The organism is Nitrososphaera sp. (genome assembly GCF_050748925.1).
Lineage (GTDB): Archaea > Thermoproteota > Nitrososphaeria > Nitrososphaerales > Nitrososphaeraceae > Nitrososphaera.
On record NZ_JBOGQF010000262.1, the window covers coordinates 1 to 1030 of the forward strand.

Consider the following 1030-nt stretch of genomic DNA (forward strand, 5'->3'; position numbering starts at 1 on the left):
GCTTGCCACTTGCTCGGGCGTGCAGAACAGACCAGAGTAAATGACCTCCATGCCGGCGTCCCGGAACGCCCTGCATATCACGAGGGCTCCCCTGTCGTGGCCGTCAAGCCCTAGCTTGCTCACAAGTACGCGTAATGGCCTTGCCTGCTGTTGCTGCGCCGACATTATACTTGGAGGTTGGCTGTTCCGCTTAAAATATTTATTCAATTCGGACGTGACTTGTCAAGCCCGTACCGAAGTCATAAATACAAAAGCCGCCATAATATTGCATGGCCTCGCCATCTGAGGAAGTCGAGGAGATAAGGGAAAAGACCGTGAGAGAACAGGTTGAACTCTACAGGCAGCTGAAAGAGCAGCTGGTCCACGAGGTTGAGAAGTACCGCAGCCAGGGCAACGACAGGCTTGCCGACATTATTTCAGAATCGCTCAGAGAATAGCCGCCAAGAATTCGTTAATATTGTACGCTCTACAACATTGGGATGTTGCTTCCCATAGTGAAGGGCCTGCTTGCGGGCGAGAGGCGCGCCGTTGCAAGGGCCATCTCCATTATCGACAACGACCAGCCAGAGTCCCGCGAAATAATAAAGCAGATCTTTGGCCAGACTGGGGGCGCAAGGACGGTCGGGTTCACCGGGCCGGGCGGGGCTGGCAAGAGCTCGCTTGTGGGCAGGCTGATACCCGAGTGCCAGGCGCTCGGGTACAAGGTGGCGGTCCTTGCGGTAGACCCGACGAGCCCGATAACCGGCGGCGCGATACTTGGCGACAGGGTCAGGATGCAGGGAAACCTCGACGACGAAAAGGTGTTCATGAGGAGCATGGCGTCGAGGGGCGCGGTGGGAGGCGTGTCAAAGTCGCTGCGAAACGCGATCAGGGTTCTGGACGCGGCCGGCTACAGCCTTGTGCTGGTCGAAAGCGTTGGCGCAGGTCAATTAGAAGTCGAAATATCCCGGGTGGTCGACCTGACCGCGGTGGTGTTTACGCCGCACACGGGCGACAACGTGCAGGCGGTAAAGGCCGGCCTGACTGAAAT

Annotated in this window: 3 protein-coding genes; 2 read left to right on the forward strand and 1 reads right to left on the reverse strand. The window is 57.6% G+C overall.

Annotated features, from left to right (window positions below; all coding sequences use genetic code 11):
- The coding region (locus ACREAY_RS12130; protein ID WP_431756025.1) for a cobalamin B12-binding domain-containing protein at positions 1-165 on the reverse strand (165 nt) is incomplete at its 3' end.
- A gap of 104 nt (positions 166-269) precedes the next feature.
- Between ACREAY_RS12130 and ACREAY_RS12135 the strand changes: the two genes are divergently transcribed.
- A complete protein-coding gene (locus tag ACREAY_RS12135; RefSeq protein WP_431756023.1) occupies positions 270-437 on the forward strand; it encodes a hypothetical protein in 168 nt (55 codons plus the stop codon).
- A gap of 45 nt (positions 438-482) precedes the next feature.
- Positions 483-1030 (forward strand): ArgK/MeaB family GTPase (locus tag ACREAY_RS12140; RefSeq protein ID WP_431756024.1); only part of this gene is annotated, 548 nt, incomplete at its 3' end.